The sequence below is a fragment of the Streptomyces sp. NPDC032745 genome (assembly GCF_055579465.1).
This window is the reverse complement of the sequence record NZ_JBVING010000003.1, coordinates 347944-364593: the sequence shown is the minus strand read 5'-3', so window position 1 is coordinate 364593 and position 16650 is coordinate 347944. Positions and strand designations below refer to the sequence as shown.

The 16650-nt window shown below is 73.0% G+C and carries 12 protein-coding genes; 4 read left to right on the top strand and 8 right to left on the bottom strand.

Annotated elements, in window-relative coordinates; translation table 11 throughout:
• Positions 1-93: 93 nt before the first annotated feature.
• The 4 genes from ACZ5WG_RS09520 to ACZ5WG_RS09505 form a co-directional block, all read right to left on the bottom strand.
• Complete coding sequence (locus tag ACZ5WG_RS09520) at positions 94-936, bottom strand: arylamine N-acetyltransferase family protein (protein WP_468721888.1); 843 nt, start codon at positions 934-936, stop codon at positions 94-96.
• Complete coding sequence (locus ACZ5WG_RS09515) at positions 933-2336, bottom strand: FAD-binding oxidoreductase (protein ID WP_468721886.1); 1404 nt, start codon at positions 2334-2336, stop codon at positions 933-935. The genes ACZ5WG_RS09520 and ACZ5WG_RS09515 overlap by 4 nt, the downstream gene beginning before the upstream one ends.
• Before the next feature lie 29 nt (positions 2337-2365).
• Positions 2366-3580: an MFS transporter gene (locus ACZ5WG_RS09510; protein ID WP_468721885.1), complete on the bottom strand. Its 1215-nt coding sequence runs from the start codon at positions 3578-3580 to the stop codon at positions 2366-2368.
• 75 nt (positions 3581-3655) lie between these two features.
• On the bottom strand, positions 3656-5341 hold the full coding sequence (locus ACZ5WG_RS09505) for a carboxylesterase family protein (RefSeq protein ID WP_468721884.1): 1686 nt from the start codon (positions 5339-5341) through the stop codon (positions 3656-3658).
• A gap of 251 nt (positions 5342-5592) precedes the next feature.
• On the opposite strand from ACZ5WG_RS09505, the gene ACZ5WG_RS09500 reads away from it, so the two are divergent.
• From ACZ5WG_RS09500 to ACZ5WG_RS09485, 4 genes are all read left to right on the top strand, one after another.
• Positions 5593-6384 (top strand): arylamine N-acetyltransferase family protein, encoded by a 792-nt coding sequence (locus tag ACZ5WG_RS09500; protein WP_468721882.1) that lies wholly within the window; start codon positions 5593-5595, stop codon positions 6382-6384.
• A gap of 107 nt (positions 6385-6491) precedes the next feature.
• Positions 6492-7595, top strand: a complete 1104-nt coding sequence (locus ACZ5WG_RS09495) for a phenylacetate--CoA ligase family protein (RefSeq protein WP_468721881.1) — start codon at positions 6492-6494, stop codon at positions 7593-7595.
• Entirely contained in the window at positions 7595-9013 is a 1419-nt protein-coding gene (locus tag ACZ5WG_RS09490; RefSeq protein ID WP_468721880.1) for an aldehyde dehydrogenase family protein, read from the top strand. The genes ACZ5WG_RS09495 and ACZ5WG_RS09490 overlap by 1 nt, the downstream gene beginning before the upstream one ends.
• Positions 9014-9146: 133 nt before the next feature.
• Positions 9147-10361: an acyltransferase family protein gene (locus ACZ5WG_RS09485; RefSeq protein ID WP_468721879.1), complete on the top strand. Its 1215-nt coding sequence runs from the start codon at positions 9147-9149 to the stop codon at positions 10359-10361.
• 117 nt (positions 10362-10478) lie between these two features.
• Here the strand turns inward: ACZ5WG_RS09485 and ACZ5WG_RS09480 are convergent, their stop codons facing one another.
• The 4 genes from ACZ5WG_RS09480 to ACZ5WG_RS09465 are packed head-to-tail and all read right to left on the bottom strand — an operon-like array spanning position 10479 to position 16582.
• Complete coding sequence (locus tag ACZ5WG_RS09480; RefSeq protein ID WP_468721878.1) at positions 10479-11699, bottom strand: NAD(P)/FAD-dependent oxidoreductase; 1221 nt, start codon at positions 11697-11699, stop codon at positions 10479-10481.
• Positions 11696-13087 carry an FAD-dependent oxidoreductase gene (locus ACZ5WG_RS09475; RefSeq protein WP_468721877.1) on the bottom strand — a complete coding sequence of 464 codons (1392 nt, stop codon included), beginning with the start codon at positions 13085-13087 and terminating at the stop codon, positions 11696-11698. The genes ACZ5WG_RS09480 and ACZ5WG_RS09475 overlap by 4 nt, the downstream gene beginning before the upstream one ends.
• Complete coding sequence (locus tag ACZ5WG_RS09470; protein WP_468721876.1) at positions 13084-15198, bottom strand: molybdopterin oxidoreductase family protein; 2115 nt, start codon at positions 15196-15198, stop codon at positions 13084-13086. Before ACZ5WG_RS09470 ends, ACZ5WG_RS09475 begins: the two co-directional genes overlap by 4 nt.
• Positions 15191-16582: an MFS transporter gene (locus ACZ5WG_RS09465; protein WP_468721874.1), complete on the bottom strand. Its 1392-nt coding sequence runs from the start codon at positions 16580-16582 to the stop codon at positions 15191-15193. Before ACZ5WG_RS09465 ends, ACZ5WG_RS09470 begins: the two co-directional genes overlap by 8 nt.
• Positions 16583-16650: the final 68 nt, after the last annotated feature.

Genomic DNA, 16650 nt, shown 5'->3' with positions numbered 1-16650 from the left:
GTCGGCTCGATACGGTCGTCATGGCAGAAAGAACCCCTGTGCCGCACGCGCAATGCATACGGCACAGGGGTGTGGATATCAGGGAAAGGATATTCAGTCGATCTGCATGACGATGCGAATGGCCGGGTCGACGTCCGGCTGCTTCGGCATGGCGGCCGGGTCGATGACCAGGCCGAAGTCCTCCTCGTACGCGGCGCGCAGGGCGGCGTCGTCCGCAAGCTCCACCCTCACGGTCCCGTTCTCGTCCGTACGCGTCAGCTCCCGGCCGTTGACGGTGACCCGGCCGCCCTCGTTCTGGATCGAGCAGATGAGGTTGTGCAGGAACACCGAATCGGGCGCCGTGCGGTACCACCACAGCGTCGGGTAGAAGTCCTCGATCCGCACCGGCCGCTCGTCGAGCCGGTACTGGATCTCCCCGTTCAAGTGGACCTGGAGGAAGCCCTCCTCGGGCCGGGTCACCCGGTAATCGCCGTGCGGGTCCTTCTGGACCTCCGCCGACCCGGTCTCCAGCGGGAACCGGCTGTTCTTGCCGAAGCCCACGTCGATCAGCCGGTCCCCGTCCTCCAGCCGCACGCGCAGCGCCAGGTGGCACAGCGGCGCGCCGAACTCGCCGCCGAGGAAGACCTGGCCGGAGAGGATCTCCACGGAGAAGCCGAGCGCCTCCAGGAGGTGCCCGAAGGCGGGGTTCAGCTCGTAGCAGCCGCCGCCGCGCCGGCGGGTGACGATCTTCTCGTACAGGAAGTCCCGCTCGAGGCCGAGCTCGGCGCCTTCGACGTGGTAGTCGATGTTCTCGAAGGGCACCGACAGCACGTGGCGCTCCTGGAGGTGCCGCAGGGCGTGGATGTCGGCCTTCTCCGGCCGGCGCGCGCCGATGCGCTCCAGGTACGCGTCCACCATCGCATCGCTGAGCATGGTCTTCGTCCTCTCCTCTGTCATCGGGACCACCCGGTCGGCGGGATGTTGTGGTTCACCCGGAACACGTTCTGCGGGTCGTACGCGTCCTTGACCGAGACGAGCCGGGCGTACGTCGCCTCGTCGTACGCCGAGCGCAGGTGCTCGGGCGTGCTCTCCAGGGCGCTGATGAAGCTCAGGAACGGGCCGCCGATGCGCCAGGGCTCCATCGTCTCGATCAGTCGCTCCTGGAACTCCCGTACGTCCTGGATGTGTTCGGGCCAGACGGGGGCGCCCGCGAACAGCGTGTACGCGGTCTCGCGGTGCGGCAGCGCGTTGGGGTGCTCGGGCTGCCGGCCCAGGGCGCCGCCCAGGTGGCGCAGCTCGATGCCGGGGCGGACCGCGTCCACCCCCTCCTTGATCAGCGGCAGCAGGGTGTCGATCGCCGCGTCGTCGAGCTCCCGGATCCGGGTGGAGCGCTCGTAGTAGACGAACGGGACGGTCGGGTCCATGTTGATCTCGGCGACCCGGGTGTACGGCATGTCCGCGACGGTGTCGAGGACGGCCGGCGCGATCTCCCGCAGCGGGCGCACCAGTTCCTCGCCCTCCGCGACGGGCCCGTTGTAGGCGATCCGGATGTGCGCGAGGAAGCGGCCGCGGACCGGCTCCGGCAGCACGTCGATGTCGGGGAAGCGCATCACGGCGATCGAGGACTGCATCGCGTCGGGGACCGCCCGCGTCCAGTCGCGCCAGGTGCGCAGGATCTCGTCGATGTGCTCGCCGGGGAGGAACAGGCCGCCGCCGTAGAGCCGGGCGACGGGGAAGAGGCCGATCTCGATGGAGGTGACGACGCCGAAGTTGCCCTTGCCGCCGCGCAGCGCCCAGAACAGGTCCGGGTGCTCCTCGGGGGACACGAACCGCAGCTCGCCGTCCGCGGTGACCAGGTCGATGCTCTTCACGTGGTCGGCGGAGTAGCCGTAGGAGCGGCCGAGCGGGCCGAGGCCGCCGCCCAGGGTGTACGAGACGACGCCGACGCCGGGGGAGGCGCCGTTGAGCGGGGCCAGCCCGAAGGCGGCGGCCTCCTCGATGACCCGGCTCCACTGGACGCCGGGCTCGATGCGGGCGGTACGGGTGCGCGGGTCGATCCGTACGCCGTCGAGGTTGCGGGTGCTGATCAGCAGGGCGCCGTCGGCGGGCAGCGCGACGCCGTGTCCGGTGGCCTGGACCGCGACCGCGATGCCGTGGCGCGCGGCGAAGCGCACCGAGGCGAGGATGTCGGCGGTGCCGTCGGCGAGGACCACGGCGGCGGGCCGGGCGTCCGGCAGGATCCGGTTGAAGCCGAGCGCCTCGTCCTCGTACGCGTCGGTGCCGGGCAGCAGGAGCGGCCCGCGCAGCTCGGACGCGAGCGCGTCGAGGTCGTCGGTGGTCACGGCGGTGGTGGTCACTGAGGAGGTTCCTTTCGCTGGCGGGGTGCTCACTCGGCGGCCTTGCCGGCGGAGCGCAGGCTCGGGAGGGTGAGCGCGGTGAGCAGCACCACGACGCCGCCCAGCCAGGCCACGGTGATCAGCTCTACCTGGTCGACGATCAGACCGCCGACGAGCGCGCCGAGCGCGATGGCCAGGTTGAAGACAGACACCCACAGGGCCGAGGCGGCCTCCATGGCGTCGGGCGCGGACTTGAGCATCCAGGTCTGCAGGCTGACGGAGACCCCGCCGAAGGCCAGGCCCCACAGGACCAGCAGGGCGATGCCGCCGGCCTGGCTCTTGCCGAGCAGCGGGAAGAGCAGCATCGCGGCGGCCAGCGCGACGATGATGACGGCCATCGTGCGGCCCAGGTTCTTCGCGACGGCCGCGCCGGCGACGAAGTTGCCGATGATGCCGGCGACGCCGAAGCCCAGCAGCAGGACGCTGATCAGGTCCTCGTCGATGCCGGAGACCTGCTGGAGCATCGGGCTGACGTACGTGTACGCGGCGAGGTGCCCGGTGACGATGAGGGCGGTGGCGATGATGCCCGAGCGGACGCCGCGGTTGGCGAACTGGCCCATCAGCTCACCCACGCTGACGGGCTTGGTGGCGGGCAGCGAGGGCAGCAGGACCAGCAGCGCGACGAGGACCGCGAAGGCGAGGACGCCGAGCGTGGCGAACGCGGTGCGCCAGCCGGCCAGACCGCCGATCAGGGTGCCGGTCGGCACGCCGAGGACGTTGGCGGCGGCGACGCCGCCGAAGATGAGCGCGGTGGCCCGGGGGATCGCGGCGGGCTGCACCAGCCGGAACGCGAGACCGCCGGCGACGGCCCAGAAGCCGCCGATCGTGATGCCGACGAGGACGCGCGAGGCGAGCAGGATCCCGAAGTTGGGCGCGAGGACGGTGACCAGGTTGGCGACCGCCATCACGGTCATCAGGCCGACGAGCAGGAAGCGGCGGTCCATGCGGCCGACGACCACCGGGATCAGCGGCGCGGACAGCGCGGCGACGAGGCCGGGCACGGTCACCATGAGGCCGGCCGTGCCCTCGGAGACGTGCAGGGCGCCGCCGACCGAGGTGAGCAGGCCGATGGGCAGCTGCTCGGCCGTGACGAGGGTGAAGATGCCGACGGCGACGGAGACGACGGCCAGCCAGCTCTTCAGGGAGGTGCGTTCCGGCGCCTGCGCCGGTGCGGCGGTCTCGGCGGGTGTTTCGAGTGTTGCCATGACAAGAACCTCATTCGTGTCTCTGGGGGCGGTGGGCCGCGCCGCCGGGAGCCGGCAGGTCGGCCGCGGGGCAGGTCAGGTGCGCGGGACCCAGCCGGACTCGTCCCAGAACCGCAGCTGCCGCAGCTTCGACGTGGTGGCGATCTCCGCGACCTGCTCACCGCCGAGGACCAGCGTGCTGGGGTGCTCGGGATCGAAGACCGGCCATACGGGGCTGCTCGGGCCGGCGGGCACGCCGTCGCGGGCGAAGGCGGCCACCAGGTCCATGAAGGTCTCGGAGACGGCGCGCTCGTGCGGTCCGTCGTGGAACAGGGGCATGCTCTCCGGAACCGGGTAGGTGGCGGAGACGGCCGAGGGATCGCCGTACGTGCCGAACAGGAACGGCGAGGTCGCCTCGTGCGGGGTGCCGTGGTGCGGCGGCCGTACGGGGTACGCGAACTCCATGACGTACTGCGGCGATCGGCCGTGCCGGGCGTGCCGCTCGGACAGCCGCATGATCTGGTAGCGGAACAGCGCGTCGCCCCAGATCTCCGTCCACAGCGACAGCGGGTCCAGCGGGAGCCCGTCGGCCTCGGCGGCCTCGCGGTAGGCGGCTATGCAGGCGTCGGCCAGCTCGTACGGGGCCTTGTCCATCCCCTTCTCCAGCACGCCGCGCACGGCTTCGCGGAGCTCTGCCGCGTCGGTGGGCGGCGGGGTGGGGGTCGGCTGCGGGGGGCAGGGGCCGGTGTAGAACGAGCCCTCGGTCCGGGCGTGGACCGCCAGGATCGGCACCTCGGGGGTGGGCAGTTCGTAGTCGAAGGCGCTCATCCAGCGGCCGTCGACGACCGGGCCGCGGAACTCGCGGCCGCTGCCGACCTCGCGCTCGCCCGGCAGCCCGCCGAACACCTCCTCCCAGGCGCCCATCAGGGCGGCCGCGGGGACCTCCCGCAGGCCCGGCACCGTCGTGCCGAGCCGGCGCGCGACCGACTCGTACGCCCGGCGGGAGTCGGCGGGGGACAGCGAGGTGGACGGCTCCCACACGTGGCAGGCGCTGATCGGGACGATGCGGCGGACGATGCCGCGCATCTCGGGCAGGAGCGCGAGCTGCCAGGTGCTCGCCCCGCCGGCGGAGGTGCCCGCGACGGTGATGTTGCCGGGGTCGCCGCCGAAGGCCGCCGCGTTCTCGTGGACCCAGCGCAGCAGCGCCACCTGGTCCTGCAGGCCCCAGTCGGCGAAGTCGCCGGTGTCGGGGTCGGTGAACTCCTCGTGCAGGCCGAAGCCGAGCGCGCCGAGGCGGTAGTTGAACGTGACGACGACGAGGTCGCCGCGGTCGGCGAGGCGGGCGCCGTCGTAGACGGGCAGACTGCCGCCGCCGACCATCCAGCCGCCGCCGTGGATGTAGACCAGCACCGGCCTGGCGTCCTCGGCGTCGGCGTCGGCGTCCTCGTCGGCGACGGCGCCGCTGCCCGGGGCCTGCGCGGGGGGCGTGGCCGGCGTCCAGACGTTGGCGTACAGGGAGTCCTCGGCGCTGCCGGGGATGATCGGCTGGAGCGACTCGGGGGCGAACGCCGTGGCGTCGCGCACCCCGCTCCACGGGACGGCCGGCCGCGGAGAGGCGAAGCGCAGGGCACCGACCGGCGGCGCGGCGTACGGGATGCCGCGGAAGACGGACAGCCGTCCGCAGCGTTCCCCGGCGATCACGCCGGCGCTGGTGTGCGCGAGCACGGATCCGGCTTCGGCATCGTTTTCTGGCGAAGGGCGGTGGGCGGCTGAGGTGGCCATTGCCGTGGGTTCTCCATCGTCATCGGCGGGCGGTCAGTCACGCCGACTCCACGGTGACCATTCGAACCGAATGTGCCGCGTCGGATGACTCCGGACCATCCGATGCTGGTAACCGCGCGAGAACCCCGCAACAAGCGGAAGGGCACTGTGTCAGGTACCGGGTTGTCCGTCAGATCGATTCGGCAACGACGGGTGGCCGTGTATTTTCATTCGGCGTACGCTGCCTGGTTCGAATCGTCAAGGAGAATGCGATGCTGGACGACGCAGGAGTGGCCGAATACCTCGAGCGGATCGGCGCGAAAAGGCCGGAGAAAGCCGATCTCGAAGGTCTGCGCCACCTTCAGGAGCGGCATGTCCTCACGGTGCCCTTCGAAAACATCGACTACCACCTCGACCGCGAGATCCACCTCGGCGAGCAGGTCGTCGACAAGATCGTGCGGCAGCGGCGCGGCGGCGGCTGCTACGAGGTGAACACGGCCTTCGCGGTCCTGCTGGACGCCCTCGGGTACCGGGTCGAGATCCTGCCGGGCCGGGTCTACCGGCCGGACGGGCTGGGGCCGGCGATGTGCCATCTCGCGCTGCGGGTGACCCTGGACGAGCCCTGGCTGGTCGATGCCGGATTCGGCCGCAACAGCCGCCATCCGCTCCGCTTCGCCACCACTGACGTGCAGCAGGACCCGAACGGGGAGTACCGGGTCGCGGCGGCCGAGGCCGGCGGCTTCGACGTGTCCCTGGAGCGGAACCCGCTCTACCGGATCGACGACCGCCCCTGCCGGCTCGAGGACTTCGGGCCCACCCTGTGGTGGTGGCGCAGCAGCCCCGACTCGCCGTTCCTCCAGGAGCTGTTCTGCTCGCTGCCGCTCGCGGACGGCCGGGTCACGCTCAAGGGGAAACGCCTGATCAGGGTCGAGGGCGGGGTGCGCACGACCGAGCAGCTGGAGGGCGACGAGCAGATCCTGGCCGCCTACCGAACCCACTTCGGAATGCTGCTCGACGAACTCCCGCAGACGGTGGCGCAAACCAGACCGTCGGGATCCAGCTGACCTGACACAGACAGTTGACGGACTCATCCGAATGCCGTGGACCGGCTGCTGCGGCCAGGCGCACGATGCGAAGAGTACGGCGTTACTCCGTATCCGGAAGGAGCATTGTGTCCATCGTTGATCCCTTGCTGGAATTTCCACTCGACACCCAGCCGGACCCCGACGAATTCCTGCGCGCCGCCCTGCGGTGGCATTTCTCCCCGGAAACGGGTTCGCCGTTCTGGCTGGAACGCGCAGGAACTCTCGGATTCGATCCGTTGACCGACATCGGCGGATTCGCCGACCTGGGCAGGTTCCCCAACCTCGCCAACGAACTGCGCCACGTACGGGCCGAGGACCTCATACCCCGCGGTTACGGCGAGAAGCCCGAGGTCGTGGGCGTCTACGAGAGCGGCGGCACCACCGGCGCCCCCAAGCGCATCGTCCTGCTCCGGGAGTGGCTGGACCGGCTGCTCGCCTGGAGCAGCGCCCAGCTGGACCGCCACGGCGTTCCGCAGAACGTGAACTGGCTGGTCGTCGCCCCGACCGGGCCCCACATGGTCGGTGACGTGATCAAGCGGCAGACCGCCTTCCGCGGCGGCCTCGCCTTCACCGTCGACCTCGACCCGCGCTGGGTCAAGAAGCTGATATCCGACGGCAAGGGCGCCGAGGCCGGCGCGTACGCCGAGCACATCGTCGACCAGGTCGCCTTCCTGCTGCAGACCCAGGACATCGGCGTCCTGATGTGCACGCCGCCGGTCCTGGAGCGCCTCGCCCGCCGCGAGGACCTCGCCAAGCTGATCGACGAGAAGGTCAAGGCGATCAACTGGGTCGGCACCCAGATGGACGCCGACACCCGCTACCTGTACCGCACCGAGGTCTTCCCCAAGGCCCACCTCTACAGCGGCTACGGCTCGACGATGATCCTCGGCAACGCCAGCGAGCGTCCGGGCCTGTCCGACGACGACCCGTGCATCTACGACCCGTTCTCCCCCCACATGATCTTCGACGTGGTCGACCCCGAGACCCGCGGGACCGTCCCGTACGGCGAGCGCGGCCAGGTCGTCATGCACCACATCAGCAAGAGCCTGTTCATGCCGAACAACCTCGAGCGCGACTACGCGACCCGCGTGCCCGGCCCCGAGGGCATCTGGCAGCTCGGGGACTCCGTGGCGGACATCGCGCCGGTCCAGGAGTTCGACAACGAGACCGTCATCGAAGGGGTCTATTAATGGGCGCCGGGAGCGCCGGGAGCGCCGGGAGCGCCGGCAGCACCGGGAGCGCCGGCCTGATCACGCTGGACGCACTCGGGCCCGCCGGATCCTTCCGCGCCCGCAAGCGCATGACGGTCACCGATGTGACGGGCGCCCCGGTCGCGGAACTCAGCCTGGTCCCGAAGCTGTTCGTGACCCGCGCGATGGACGCCCTGCGCAAGGCCGGCTCGCTGCCGGCCGACGAGCGGACGGCGGCGCTGGCCCGGGCCGGGAAGATCTTCGCCGAGGAGACGATCGACGGGCTGTCGTTCGCCGAGTACGAGCACACGGTCGCCCGGGTCTCCGGCGTGCCCATCGGCGTCGTGCGGGCCGCGACCGCCGCCATCATCGAGGCGACGGAGCAGTCCCGGTTCGCCGCGTACCAGGCCCGGCCGACCGGTGCGGTGGACGACTGGCGTGCCGGGGAGACCCGTACGGGCAGCGCCGTGTGGACCCGGCGCGGCGACGTGTTCGCCGTGCACGCCGCCGGCAACCACCCCGGCCCGCACTCGCTGTGGGTCGAGGCCCTCGCCCTCGGCTACCGCGTCGCGGTGCGGCCCTCGCGCCGCGAGCCGTTCACCCCGCACCGGCTGATCTCGGCGCTGCGGGCCGCGGGCTTCGGCAACGACCAGGTCGTGCTGCTGCCCACGGACTACGAGGCGGCGGACGAGATCCTGCGCAGCGCCGACTACGGCCTGGTGTACGGCGGCGACGACGTCGTGCGCAAGTACGCGGGCACCAACGTGCTGCCGCAGGGCCCGGGCCGCTCCAAGATGCTGGTCCCGGCCGGTGTCGACTGGCGCGACCACCTCGACACCATCGTGGACTCCATCAGCCACCAGGGCGGTGTGGCCTGCATCAACGCCACCACCGTGCTCGTCGACGGCGACCCGGCGCCGCTCGCGCAGGCCATCGCGGAGCGGCTGGCCACGATCCCCAGCCTGCCCCCGGAGGACGCGAAGGCCGTCCTCGCGGTGCAGCCGGTGGAGGGCGCACGTGCGATCGAGAAGTTCCTGCTCGCCAAGGCGGCCGGGACCACCGCGCACCTCGGCGGCGACGGCATCGTGGAGGAGCTCGGGGACGGCAGTGCCGTACTGCGCCCGGCCGTGCACCAGCTGGAGCGGCCGGACGCCGAGCAGGCCGGCATCGAACTGCCCTTCCCCTGCGTGTGGGTGGCCCCGTGGTCGCCGGCCGACGGGATCGGGCCGCTGCGCAACTCGCTCGTGCTGACCGCGTTCACGCAGGACGAGGCGCTGATCGACGCGCTGCTCCAGGAGCCCACCATCAGCAACGTCTACCTGGGCGACCACCCGACGTACTGGATCAGGCCGGGTGTTCCGCACGACGGCTACCTCGGCGAGTTCCTGATGCGGACCAAGACCGTCATCCGCGACTGACGCACCGAACGGGTCCGGGCCTCGGCCCGGACCCGTTCACGCACGGCACACCGCCGCGTGCGCACAGGTCTCCCGCCTTCCCTTTCTTCCCGTCACCCAGTCATCCCGTCACCCACAAAGGAGCGTATTTGTCATGTCCATGAATGGAACGGTCGGTTCCAGACCTGCGAGACCGCCACGGCTCCCCTCGCTGACCGGACTCCGCTTCCCCGCGGCCCTCCTGGTCTTCTTCTTCCACGCCTCCCTCGGGGTGCCGTGGATCCGGCTCTTCGAGGACGACGCGGCGAACGACGCGTTCGCCAAGTACGCCTCGCAGGCCGGCGCGCTCGGCGTCACCTTCTTCTTCGTGCTCAGCGGCTTCGTCCTGACCTGGTCGGCCCGCGACCAGGACACGATGCGGGCCTTCTGGCGCCGCCGCTTCGTCAAGATCTACCCGAACTACGTGATCACCTGGGCGCTCGCGCTGCTCACGTTCGCGGCGGTCATGACGAAGCCCTGGCAGGCCGTGGTCAACCTGCTCATGGTGCAGGTGTGGGTACCGGACTTCGCCACCAACTTCAGCGTGGACCCGCCCAGCTGGTCGCTCGGCGCCGAGGCGATCTTCTACCTCGCCTTCCCGCTGCTGTTCCTGCTGATCAAGAAGATCGACCCCGCGCGGCTGAAGTGGTGGATAGGCGGCGTCGTCGCCGCCATCTGCCTCACCCCGACGCTGACCTACGCGGTCATCCCGGGCGGCGGCATGCAGATGCCCGGCGCCGACGGCACCTCGACCGTGCAGTACTGGTTCGCGTACGTCCTGCCGCCCGTCCGGCTGCTCGACTTCGCCCTCGGCATCCTGGTCGCCCGCGCCGTCATGGCGGGCCGCTGGCGCAACATCGGCACGACCTGGTCGGCGCTGCTGCTGGCCGTGAGCTACGCGGTGGCCATGAACGTGGAGCACCTGTACGCGCAGCGCTCGGTCACCCTCGTCCCGATCGTGCTGCTGATCGCGGCCGTCGCCACGCGCGACGCGGAGAACAAGCCGACGCCGTTCAACAACCGGTTCATGATCTGGCTCGGCGAGATCTCCTTCGCCTTCTACCTGCTGCACTACATCGTCCTGTCCTACTCCCGGGAACTGCTCGGCGATCAGCTCTACTCGACCCCGGTCGGCATCGCCCTGATCGCCGCCCAGACCGTCGTCGCCGTGCTGCTGTCCTGGGCGCTGTACGCCTGGGTGGAGGCGCCGATCACGCGCCGCTTCTCCAGCTCCCGGAAGGCCAGGGCGGCGAAGGCAGCGGCGGCCGAGGCCGCCGTCCGGGACGCCGGCCCGTCCGGCTCCGAGGGCCGCACCCTCGAGACCGTCTGACGCCCCTGCGCTCCACCGCACGGCCGCGCCGTCCCCACCGGCGCCCCACCGGCCCTGCCCTGCGCCGCCCTTCGGGTTCCCGGGACCCGAAGGGCGGCGTCCTGCTTCCTGCCTCGCTCAGGCCGCGCCGGCCAGCAGCCGGTGGCCCGCCGCGGGCAGGCCCAGGCCGACGTACGGGCGCAGCTCGCCGTACGCGCGGGCGTCACCGACGAGGATGCCGCCGAGCAGGGTCCGGCAGTCCGCGTCCAGCACGAGCTTCGCGTACGTACCCGCAGCCTCGTCCAGCCGGCTCAGCTCCACCGCGCCCGCGGCGGCCGCATGCGCGTCCCCGAAGCTCGCCACCTCCACGCCGAGCAGCTTGAGCCGGGTCGACAGGTCCGCCTCCCCGAACGGCTCCCCGCCCAGGCCCAGCAGCTGCCGGGCGACGGAGGCCGCCATCCGGTAGCCCGGTGCGGCCAGCCCGTGGCAGCGGCCCGACACGGCCGCGCATTCGCCGATCGCCCAGATCCGCTCGTCCCGCGTCCGGCACAGCTCGTCGACCAGGAACCCGCCGCGCTCCCCCGTGGCCAGGCCCGCCGCGCCCGCGAGCTCGTCCCGCGGCCGCACCCCCGCCGAGAACACCACGACGTCCGCCTCGAGGGAAGTGCCGTCGGCCAGCACCACCGAGGCCACCCGGCCGTCCGGGCCCGCTTCGAGCGCCGCCGTCGCCACACCGCAGTGGATCCGCAGCCCGCGCTGCGCCACGCGCCGCCCGAGGACGTGGCCGCCGGCCGCGTCCACCTGCAACGGCATCAGCCGCGGGGCGAGTTCCACCACGTGCGGCTCCATGCCGAGCAGCCGCAGCGCGTTCGCGGCCTCCAGACCGAGCAGCCCGCCGCCGATCACCACGCCGGGGCGGCCCGGCACGGCGGCGGCGCGGATCGCGTCGAGGTCGCCGAGCGAGCGGTAGCCGAAGCAGCCGGGCAGGTCGCGGCCCGCCACGGGCGGCACGAACGGCCGCGAGCCGGTGGCCAGGACGAGCGCGTCGTACGCGACCACGTCGCCGGCGGTGGTGGTCACGGTGCGCGCCGCCCGGTCCACGGCGGCCGCGCCGGTGCTCAGCCGCAGCTCCAGCAGCGGGTCGTCCGGGGACCCGGGCCCGGCCAGGGCGAGGTCCGCCGCGCTCCGGCCGTCGAGGTACGAGGACAGCGCGACCCGGTCGTACGCGGGATGCGGCTCCTCCCCGAGCACCACGATCCGCCAGGCCCCGGCGGCATCGAGGCCCCGCAGCTCGGCGACGAGCCGGTGCCCGGCCATACCGTGCCCGGCGACGACGAGGGTACGAGCGGTACGGGTCATGACGTGCTGCCCCCTTCGGGCCGTACGGCCGCACACAGCGCGCGGACGACGTCCGTGCAGCCGCCGCAGCCGGTGGTGGCGCGGGTGGCCGCGGCGATCTGCGCCAGATCGGCGGCGCCGCCCCGGCAGGCCTCGGTGAGGGTGTGTTTCGTGACGTTGTTGCAGCGGCAGACCACCGCGTCGCCGGGGAGTTCACCGGCCCCCGGCGCGGCCGGTGGGATGCCGAGCAGCAGCTCCAGCCGCCCGGCCGGCACGGGCAGGCCGAGCTCGTACAGCCGGCTCACGGCGGCGATGGCCCGCGGCAGCCCCAGCAGGACCGCCCCGGTGATCCGCTGTCCGTGCAGGGTGAGGCGGGCGTACCGGCCGCGCGCCGGATCGGTGAACGCGACCACCTCCGCGCCCTCGGGCGCCGGCCCGCCCCGGCCCAGGCGGACCAGGTCGACGCCCGGCACCCGCAGCCGGGTGATCTGCCGGGTGCCCCCGTACGCCGCAGCGCTGCCGGTGAGCTGCCGGGCCAGCGACTCCGCCTGCGCCCACGCGGGTTCGAGGTGCCCGGCGGTGTCCCCCGGGTGCTCGGCGCAGTCGCCGATGGCGTGGATGCGCGGGTCGTCGGTGCGCAGCAGTGCGTCGACGACCACGCCGGTGCGGACGGTGAGCCCCGCCCGGCGGGCGAGCCCGGTCTCGGGGACCGTGCCGGTGCACAGCAGCAGGGTGTCGGCCGCGAGCACCAGACCGTCGTCGAGGGTGAGCTTGCCGGGGCAGTACGCGGCCGCCGTCCGGCCCGGGTGGACGTCCACCCCGAGGTCCTCCAGGCGCCGGGTGAGCAGCGCACCCGCGGCGGCGTCCAGGTGCCGGTCCAGCGGATGCGGCCCGCGGTGGACGAGGGCCACCTCGTGCCCGGCCCGGCCCAGCGCGGCGGCGGCCTCGACCCCGAGCAGCCCGCCGCCCAGGACGACGGCGGCCCCCGGGGGCGCCGCGGCGCACCGCTCGGCATCGGCGAGGGTCCGCAGCGCCGTCGCACCCTCGGTCGCCGGCCCCGGGATCCGGGGGACGGCCGGGCGGGACCCGGTGGCCAGGACCAGCGTGTCGTAGCGGTGCACGGAGCCGGCCGTGCCGTCGGTGGAGTGCACGAGCCGGCGCGCGCGGTCGATCCGGGTCACGGTGACCCCGGTGTGCAGGCGGATGCCCGCGGGCAGCGCGGGCAGGGCCAGGGCGGGGGCCGGCAGCGTCCCGTCCAGGACGGAGCCGAGCAACGCCCGGTGGTACGGGGCCTGCGGCTCGGCACCGAGCACGGTCACACCGCCCCGGTGCCCGTGGTGGTGCAGCCGCTCCGCGAACCGCTGCGCGGCCGGGCCGCCGCCGATCACCAGCACCTCGCCCGCGCTCACGGCCCCGCCTCGGCAGGCTCGATCCGTACCGCGCACACCTTGAACTCCGGCATCTTGCTGCGCGGGTCGAGCGCCGCGCTCGTGATCAGGTTGGCCCGGCCCGCCCCGGCGAAGTGGAACGGCAGGAACACCGTGTCCGTCCGCAGCGAGGGGACCAGCCGGACCCGGGCCAGCGTGCTGCCGCGCGCCGAACTCACCCGGGCCCACCCGCCGCCGGTCAGCCCGCAGCGCCCGGCCGTGTCGGGGTGCACCTCCACGAACGCCTCCGGCGCGGCCGCGGCCAGCTCCGGGACCCGGCGGGTCTGCGCACCCGACTGGTACTGGGCGAGCACCCGCCCGGTCGTGGCGTACAGCGGGAACGCGGCGTCGGGCGTCTCGGCGCCGTCGCGGTGCTCGACCTCGGCGAACCGGGCCAGCCCGTCCGGGTGGGCGAAGGCGTCGAGGAACAGGCGCGGGGTGCCGGGGTGTGACGCCGCGCCCTCGGCGGTCTGCGGGCACGGCCAGTGCAGCGCCTCACCCGCGTCGAGCCGCTCGTAGCTGATGCCCGAGTAGTCGGCGCGCCCGCCCTGCGAGGCCCGCCGCAGCTCCTCGAACACCTCGCGCGGCGCGGTCGCGAAGCGGCCTGCGGGCTGGCCGAGCCGGACCGCGAGGCCGTGCAGGACGTCCAGGTCGCTGCGTGCCTCGCCGGGCGGGTGCAGCAGCCGCCGGCGGCGCAGCACCCGGCCCTCGAGGCTGGTCATCGTGCCCTCCTCCTCGGCCCACTGGGTCACGGGGAGGACGACGTCCGCCAGCTGCGCGGTCTCGGACGGCACGAAGTCGGCGACGACCAGCAGGTCCAGGGAGTTCAGCCGTTCCCCGATCCGGGCCGCGTGCGGCGCCGAGACCACCGGGTTCGAGCCGAAGACGAGCAGGGCGCGCGGCCCGCCCTCCGTGCCGAGCGCGTCGAGGAGTTCGTACGCACTGCGCCCGGGGCCCGGCAGCGCGTCGGGTTCCACCCCCCACACCGCGGCGACGTGGGCGCGGGCGGCGGGGTCGGTCAGCATGCGGTAGCCGGGCAGCTGGTCGGCCTTCTGGCCGTGCTCGCGCCCGCCCTGGCCGTTGCCCTGGCCGGTCAGGCAGCCGTAGCCGCTGCCCTCGCGGCCGGGCAGGCCGAGGGTGAGGGCGAGGTTGATGAACGCGGCGACCGTGTCGGTGCCCTTGCTGTGCTGTTCGGCGCCGCGCCCGGTCAGTACGTACGCCCGCTCCGCGCCGGCCAGCAGCCGGACCGCCTCGCGCATGTCGGCGACCGGGACCCCGGTGACCCGCTCCACCCGCTCGGGCCACCAGGCGGCGGCCCGGGCCCAGGCGGCGTCGAAGCCGGTGGTCCGCTTGTTCAGGTAGCCCTGGTCGGCGTGCCCCTCGACGACGGCGAGGTGGAACAGGCCCAGGGCGAGCGCGAGATCGGTGCCGGGCGTCGGCTGGAGGTGCAGGGCGGCGCCCTCGGCGGTGGGGGTGCGGCGCGGGTCGATGACGATCAGGGCCGCCCGGTTCAGGTGGCGCATCAGCGGCGGCATGGTCTCCGCCGGGTTGGCCCCGGCGAGCAGGATCACGTCCGCGCCGCCGAGGTCGGTGACGGGGAACGGCAGGCCCCGGTCGAGCCCGAAGGCCGCCACGCCTGCGGCCGCCGCCGAGGACATGCAGAACCGGCCGTTGTAGTCGATCTGGCTGGTGCCCAGCGCGATCCGGGCGAACTTGCCCAGCTGGTAGGCCTTTTCGTTGGTGAGCCCGCCCCCGCCGAACACGCCGACCGCGTCGGGGCCGTGCAGGGCGCGGATCTCCCGCAGCCGGGCGGCGATCGTGTCGAGCGCGGCCTCCCAGGTGGCGGGGGCGAGCACGCCGTCCGCGCCGCGCACCAGGGGCCGGGTGAGCCGCCCCGGGGTGTCCAGCAGCGCGGGCGCCGTCCAGCCCTTCTGGCACAGCCCGCCCCGGTTCACCGGGAACTGCGTCGGCTCGACGGTCGTACGGCCTGCCGCGCGCGTGAGCCGCGTACCGCACTGCAGTGCGCAGTACGGGCAGTGCGTGACGGTCTCGGTGGAGGCGACGGCCCCGGACGGTGCGGTGGTCTCAGACACGGGAGGCCCCGGTCCGCACGCGCTCCGGCGCGCTCTCGCCGGCCGGCCGCCTGCGCAGGTAGACCGCCCAGGTGACCAGGACGCACACCAGGTAGAAGCCGAGGAAGGCGACGAAGGCGGGTTCGCCGGACCCGGCGGGGCCGCTGTACGCGCTGCGGAAGACCAGGTTGACCCCGACCCCGCCGAGCGCACCCACCGCGCCCGCGATGCCGATGACCGCACCCGACAGCCTGCGGGCCCGGGCGAAGGCGGCCGCCGCGTCGTGGCCGGAGGTGACCTCCTCCTCCGCCTGCCGGGCGAAGACGGCCGGGATCATCTTGTACGTCGAGCCGTTGCCGATGCCGGTCAGCACGAACAGGGCGGTGAAGCCGGCGACGAAGAGCCCGTACGAGCCGTGCGCCGAGGCCAGGAGCAGCACCGTGGTGCCCGCCGCCATCGCGCAGAACGTCAGCAGCGTGACCCGGGCCCCGCCCCACCGGTCCGACAGCAGCCCGCCCACCGGCCGGAACAGCGAGCCGAGCAGCGGTCCCAGGAAGGTGTACGAGGCGGACTCGAGCGGGGTGGCGCCGAACTGGCTCTGCAGCACCAGCCCGAAGGCGAAGCCGTAGCCGATGAACGAGCCGAAGGTGCCGACGTAGAGGAGCGAGATCCACCAGGTGTGCGGGTTGCGGGCGGCCTCGCGCTGGGCGCCGGGGGCGCTGCGTACGGCCGCGAAGTTGTCCATCTTCAGGGCGGCGAGCAGCGAGGCCGCCACGATGAGGGGGAGGTAGACGGCGATGACGTACGCGGGGTGGGTGCTGCCCGCGGTGGCGATGACGAGCAGGCCGATCAGCTGGATCGCGGCGACCCCGAGGTTCCCGCCGCCCGCGTTGATGCCGAGGGCCCAGCCCTGCAGGCGCTGCGGGAAGAGGGCGGTGATGTTGGTCATCGAGGAGGCGAAGTTGCCGCCGCCGACTCCGCCGGCGGCGCCGATCAGCAGGAACACCCACAGCGGGGTCCCGGGGCGCTGCACGAAGTACAGGGCGGCGAGGGTGGGGACGAGCAGGACGGCCGAGGCGAACGCGGTCCAGTTGCGGCCGCCGAAGCGGGTCACGGCGTAGCTGTAGGGGAGCCGGAGGGCGGCGCCGACGAGGGTGGGGACGACGACGAGCAGGAACTTCTGGGCGGGGGTGAAGCCCAGGCCGATCGCGGGTGACATGAAGAGCACCAGGACCGACCACATGCTCCACACCGAGAAGCCGATGTGCTCGGAGAGGACGGAGAGGATCAGGTTGCGGCGGGCGGTCTGCTTGCCGGAGCGCTGCCAGAACTCCTCGTTCTCGGGGTCCCAGTCCTCGATCCAGCGTCGGGCTGCCGGCCTTGCGGGCCGTGCGGGCGGCGTCATGGCTCCTCGGCTTTCTGTTCGGCGACTGACCCTCTGAACTATACAGTTCAGTTCAGTTAATCTCCATG

Coding starts and splice junctions, on each gene's coding strand:
- ACZ5WG_RS09520 (WP_468721888.1), bottom strand. CDS start 936: ATGACAGAGGAGAGGACGAAGACCATGCTCAGCGATGCGATGGTGGAC.
- ACZ5WG_RS09510 (WP_468721885.1), bottom strand. CDS start 3,580: ATGGCAACACTCGAAACACCCGCCGAGACCGCCGCACCGGCGCAGGCG.
- ACZ5WG_RS09505 (WP_468721884.1), bottom strand. CDS start 5,341: ATGGCCACCTCAGCCGCCCACCGCCCTTCGCCAGAAAACGATGCCGAA.
- ACZ5WG_RS09500 (WP_468721882.1), top strand. CDS start 5,593: ATGCTGGACGACGCAGGAGTGGCCGAATACCTCGAGCGGATCGGCGCG.
- ACZ5WG_RS09490 (WP_468721880.1), top strand. CDS start 7,595: ATGGGCGCCGGGAGCGCCGGGAGCGCCGGGAGCGCCGGCAGCACCGGG.
- ACZ5WG_RS09485 (WP_468721879.1), top strand. CDS start 9,147: ATGTCCATGAATGGAACGGTCGGTTCCAGACCTGCGAGACCGCCACGG.
- ACZ5WG_RS09480 (WP_468721878.1), bottom strand. CDS start 11,699: ATGACCCGTACCGCTCGTACCCTCGTCGTCGCCGGGCACGGTATGGCC.
- ACZ5WG_RS09465 (WP_468721874.1), bottom strand. CDS start 16,582: ATGACGCCGCCCGCACGGCCCGCAAGGCCGGCAGCCCGACGCTGGATC.